General features: G+C 75.2%; 6 protein-coding genes. 4 read left to right on the top strand and 2 right to left on the bottom strand.

Going from position 1 to position 4,628, the window contains the following annotated elements; genetic code table 11:
* The first annotated feature begins 69 nt into the window (after positions 1 to 69).
* The 4 genes from G9H71_RS21080 to pheA all read left to right on the top strand — a co-directional run bounded on the left by G9H71_RS21080 (position 70) and on the right by pheA (position 2,394).
* Positions 70 to 426, top strand: a complete 357-nt coding sequence (locus tag G9H71_RS21080) for a nuclear transport factor 2 family protein (protein ID WP_166284741.1) — start codon at positions 70 to 72, stop codon at positions 424 to 426.
* 101 nt (positions 427 to 527) lie between these two features.
* On the top strand, positions 528 to 749 hold the full coding sequence (locus tag G9H71_RS21075; protein ID WP_166284740.1) for a hypothetical protein: 222 nt from the start codon (positions 528 to 530) through the stop codon (positions 747 to 749).
* 143 nt (positions 750 to 892) lie between these two features.
* Positions 893 to 1,438, top strand: coding sequence for a DUF4446 family protein (locus G9H71_RS21070; RefSeq protein ID WP_166284739.1), 546 nt, complete (start codon positions 893 to 895; stop codon positions 1,436 to 1,438).
* Positions 1,435 to 2,394 (top strand): prephenate dehydratase, encoded by a 960-nt coding sequence (pheA, locus tag G9H71_RS21065; RefSeq protein ID WP_331273172.1) that lies wholly within the window; start codon positions 1,435 to 1,437, stop codon positions 2,392 to 2,394. Before G9H71_RS21070 ends, pheA begins: the two co-directional genes overlap by 4 nt.
* Here pheA and G9H71_RS25365 read toward each other — a convergent pair.
* Together G9H71_RS25365 and G9H71_RS21055 are read right to left on the bottom strand one after the other, a co-directional pair.
* Positions 2,286 to 3,068, bottom strand: a complete 783-nt coding sequence (locus G9H71_RS25365; RefSeq protein WP_166284738.1) for a phosphatase PAP2 family protein — start codon at positions 3,066 to 3,068, stop codon at positions 2,286 to 2,288. The two genes, pheA and G9H71_RS25365, sit on opposite strands and share 109 nt — an antisense overlap.
* 28 nt (positions 3,069 to 3,096) lie before the next feature.
* Positions 3,097 to 4,628: PP2C family protein-serine/threonine phosphatase (locus tag G9H71_RS21055; RefSeq protein ID WP_166284737.1), on the bottom strand; the 1,532-nt coding region annotated here is incomplete at its 5' end.

Below are 4,628 nucleotides of genomic sequence, written 5' to 3'. Positions count from 1 at the left end.
CGCTCCTAGCCTCGCCCCGCACGCCCGCCGCTGCCGTCGGGCCGGACCAGCGGACGACGGGAGCCGACGATGAGCGTCACCACGGACCTGATGCGGGCGAACCTGCTCGAGGTGTTCAACGAGCGCGACCCGGAGCGGCGGCGCGCGGCGATCGCCCGCACGTACGCGCCCGACGTGCAGTTCCTCGACCCGGACGACACGGTGACCGGGCACGCGGCGCTCGACGCGAAGGCGCAGAAGATCCTCGACGGCGCCCCGAGCTTCGTCTTCACCCCGGCCGGCGCGGCATACGAGAACAACGACCTCGGCTATCTGGCGTGGAGCCTCGGGCCGGAGGGCGGGGACCCGGTCGTGCGCGGCGTCGACATCGCGTTCGTCGAGGACGGCCTCATCTCGCGCATCTACACGCTGCTGCTGCAGGACTGACCGGGGTCGGGTGTCGATCCCGGCCCCGGAGTTCGCGTAGTCGAGCTCGGCACCTGAGCCCACGGGCGAGTGCCGGGACGCGCGTGGGGCAAGGCCCAGCCATGGCCGTGTCACCGGAACGCAGCGACCGCGTCGTCCGCGCGTCCGCCTTCGGCGTGCTGAGCCTCTTCCTGCTGCTGTTCGGCGTGCTGATGCTCGTGGGCACTCGCGACGAGCTGTGGGAGTGGGGCTACAAGCTGCCCAACTGGGCCACGGTGCTGATCCTGCTCGTCGGCGGTGTGGCAGCCCTCGTCCGCGCCGTACGCCTGCTGCGGCGGCGGTGAAGCTCTCCTGCGACGCCGAGCCCGGGCCGTGCTGTCGACATCGCGGCCGGCGGACGGGGCTCGTCGAGGCCCCGGCACGCGGACGCCGGGTGCCTTAGGCTCGCTGCGCCCCGCGAACCGTTTGCCGAAGGACGTGCCCCGCCGTGCCCGAGCTCGACGCGCAGCAGGCGGCGTACCTCGCCCTCGGCGCGGGTGCCCTCGCCCTGCTCGCCCTGGTCATCGCCCTGGTCACGGCGGTGCGGCTGCGCCGGGCCCGCCGCGCGCTGGCGGCGCTGGGCAGCGTCGAGGGCGAGGACGTGCTCGACGTGCTCTCCCGGCACGCGCACGAGGTCGTACGCCTGCGGCAGGAGGTCGCAGCCACCCGGGGCGAGGCGGAGACGGCCCGTGCCGAGCTGCGTGACTCGCTCCGCCACGTCGCGGTGGTCCGCTACGACGCCTTCGGCGACATGGGCGGGCGGCTCTCCTTCTCTGCCGCGCTCCTCGACGAGTCCGGCGACGGGCTCGTGCTCACGTCGATCAACGGGCGCAGCGAGACCCGCACCTACGCCAAGGGCGTGAAGGGCGGCCGCAGCGAGCAGACGCTGTCGCCCGAGGAGGAGCAGGCGATCGGGTACGCCCGCCGCGGCACCGACGGCCGGGGGGCGGACAGTCGCGGGCTGGACCAGCCGTACGACGGGGCCGCCCGGTGACCGCGCACCGCCCGATCGGGCCGCTCCCGGCCGCGCGCTACGCCTACTTCGGCCCGCGCGGCACGTTCACCGAGGCCGCGCTGCGCAGCCTGCCGATGCACGCCGACGCCGAGCTGCTGCCCTACCCGTCGGTCCCGGCGGCCCTGGAGTCCGTACGCGCCGGAGACACGGCGGCGGCCATGGTCCCGATCGAGAACAGCGTCGAGGGCGGCGTCCCCGCGACCCTTGACGAGCTGGCGACCGGTGAGCCGCTGGTCGTCACCCGCGAGGTGCTGCTGCCGGTCCGCTTCGCGCTGATGGCCCGACCGGGTATGCGGCTCGAGGACGTCCGGTCGTTCGGCACGTTCCCACATGCTGAAGCGCAATGCAGGAAGTGGATTGCGGAGAACCTTCCGCACGCGACCTACCAGACCGCGGCGTCGACCGCAGCGGCGGCGGAGGCGATCGCCGGGGGGACCGCGACGTACGACGCGGCGCTGAGCGCGCCGATCGCGGCCACGACCTACGGCCTCGACGTCCTCGTCGACGGGCTGGGGGACAACCCGCACGCCGTCACGCGCTTCGTCCTCGTGTCCCGACCGGTGCCGCCGCCGCTGCCGACCGGCGCGGACCGGACGTCCATCGTGCTGTTCATCCGCGAGGACCATCCCGGTGCGCTGCTGGAGATCCTCACCGAGCTGGCGGTGCGCGGGGTCAACCTGACCCGCATCGAGTCTCGGCCGACCGGCGCCGGGCTCGGGCGCTACCTCTTCTCCATCGACTGCGAGGGCCACGTCGACGAGGCCGCGGTCGGCGAGGCGCTCATGGGGCTGCGCCGGGTCTGCGCCGATACGCGCTATCTCGGCTCCTACCCGCGGGCCGAGGCGTCGCCGGCGCCCGCCTCGACCTCCTCGGACTCGGTCTTCCGGGAGGCCCAGGCCTGGCTGGCCCGGGTCCGCGAGCGCGGCAACGGCTGACCGGCGGTCCCGCGCAGCGGATCGACCGCCCGGAAGGTCGCGACGAGGTACGCCGCGGCGAGCGACCAGCCGGCGACCACGTCGCTGGGCCAGTGCGCCCCGATCGCGACCCGGTCGAGCCCGACCAGGACGACAGCGAGCGCGCCGAGCGCGACGGCGAGGACGCGTACCCAATGCCGGGCGATCAGAGGCACGAGCGCGACGAGGACCACCCCCACCCCGAGCGCGGACGAGCTCGCGTGCCCGGAGGGGAACGAGCCGCCGTCCGCCGTGGTGAGCCGCTCCTCCAGCACCGGCCGCGCGCGCCCGACGAGCGTCTTGAGCAGTGGGGTGAGGACGGCGCCGGTGATGCCGACGAGCAGCGCCCAGGCCGCGACCCGGCGCCGGCCGTGCAGCAGGGCGACGGCGATCGCGACCAGGCCGAGCCCCCACCAGAGGGGCGCCCGCGTGGCGATCTCGACCGTGCGCAGCACGTCGGCCAGGGCGGGGGAGGACAGCGCGGAGGCCGTCAGCTCGCGGGACGCCGACCGGTCCCCGCGCTCGAGCGGCTCCCACGCCGCCTCGACGAGCAGCAGCAGGACGAGCGCGGGCACGGCGAGCAGCGCGGCGCCGAGGAACCCGCCGAGCAGCCGGCCTGGGCCGGGCAGGCGGCGCTGCGGCGGGGGTGCGGTCACCTCGGCAGGATGCCCAGATTGCCCGGTCTCAGAGCGCGAGGGCGAGGACGGCGACGTCGTCCTCGCTGTCGCCGAGCTCGGCGAGCAGGTGGTCGCAGAGCTCGCCGACCTCGCGCGGGCCGGCGGCGAACGCCCGGCGGAGGCGCTCGAGGCCGACGTCGAGGCTCTCGCCGCGCCGCTCCACGAGCCCGTCGGTGTAGGCGAGCAGCGTCGAGCCGGCGGGGACGGTCACGAACGCGGTCGTGCGCGGCTGGGAGTCGACGCCAAGCAGCAGGCCGTCGGCCCCGTCCAGCGTGTCGACGGCGCCGTCGGGGCGGCGCAGCAGCAACGGGGGGTGGCCGCCGCTGCTGTAGCGCAGCCGCCAGGGCCCGTCCGGCATCGGCTCGAGCCGGGCATAGGTGACGCTGGACAGCGTGGCGACCTGCAAGCCCTGCACGAGGCGGTCCACCCGCTCGAGGACTGCGGCCGGATCGCGGCCGGGGCCCTCCTCGACGTCGAACGCGCAGGCGCGCAGCAGGCCGCGCAGGTGGCCCATCGCGGCGGCCGCGAGGACGTCGTGGCCGATAACGTCGCCGATCGCGAGGCCGATGGCGTTGTCGGGCAGGTCGATCAGCTCGTAGAAGTCGCCGCCGACATCCGCGCCGGACTCGCTGGCGAGGTAGCGCGCGGCCGCGGTGATGCCGGGGATCGTCGGCAGGTCCGGCAGCAGGCTGCGCTGCAGGGTCTCGGCGATGCGGTGCTCGGACTCGTAGAGCCGCGCGTTGTCCAGGATGAGCCCCGCCCGGCGGCCCAGGTCGCTGGCCACCGCGAGGTCCTGCTCGGTGTAGGGCGGGCTGCCGGGCCCGCGCGCGAGCGCCATGGCGCCGGCGACGTGGCGCCGCCCCGGCAGCGGGACGAAGAGCACGCTCTCGGTGCCGAGCCGGTCCGACATGTCCAGGACGGACTCGTCGTCCACCCACTGGCGCCGCTCGGGGCGTACGCCGCCGCTGCTGTAGTCCGTGAGGCGGCGGGCCGGCGCGCCGTCGAGCAGGGCGTTGAGGATCGAGCCCCGGGTGGACGTGCGCTCGAGCAGCTCGGTGTAGGCCCGCAGCTCCTCCTCGCGCCCCTCGCGGTGCCGGGCCCGGACGTGCGCGACCTCCCCGTGCTTGCCGGCGGTCGCGACGAGCATCCAGTCGGCCAGCTTCGGGACGACGAGGGCCATCAGCCGGTCGAGCGACTCGTCGACGTCGAGCGTCGAGGCGAGCTGACTGGTCGCCTCGGCGAGCAGGGTGAGCTGGGCGTGGGCCGACTCCGCCTCCTCGCGGGCGGCCCGCTCGGCGGCCAGGGCGCGGTCGCGCTCCTCGTCCACCGCGACGCGGGCCGTGACGTCGGTCTGGATGCCGACGAAGTGCGTCAGCTCGCCGTCCGGCCCGTGGATCGGGCTGATGGAGACGTGGTTCCAGAAGGCCGAGCCGTCCTTGCGGTAGTTCAGCACCGTCAGGGAGACGTCACGGCCGGCCTCGAGCGCTTCCCGCATGGCCCGCGGCGCGGCCGGGTCGGTGGCGTCGCCCTGCAGGAAGC

It is taken from the genome of Motilibacter deserti (assembly GCF_011250635.1).
Lineage (GTDB): Bacteria > Actinomycetota > Actinomycetes > Motilibacterales > Motilibacteraceae > Motilibacter_A > Motilibacter_A deserti.
Note: the sequence above shows the minus strand (reverse complement) of the source record. Positions and strands in the feature narration are given on the sequence as shown.

Coding starts and splice junctions, on each gene's coding strand:
- G9H71_RS21080 (WP_166284741.1), top strand. CDS start 70: ATGAGCGTCACCACGGACCTGATGCGGGCGAACCTGCTCGAGGTGTTC.
- G9H71_RS21075 (WP_166284740.1), top strand. CDS start 528: ATGGCCGTGTCACCGGAACGCAGCGACCGCGTCGTCCGCGCGTCCGCC.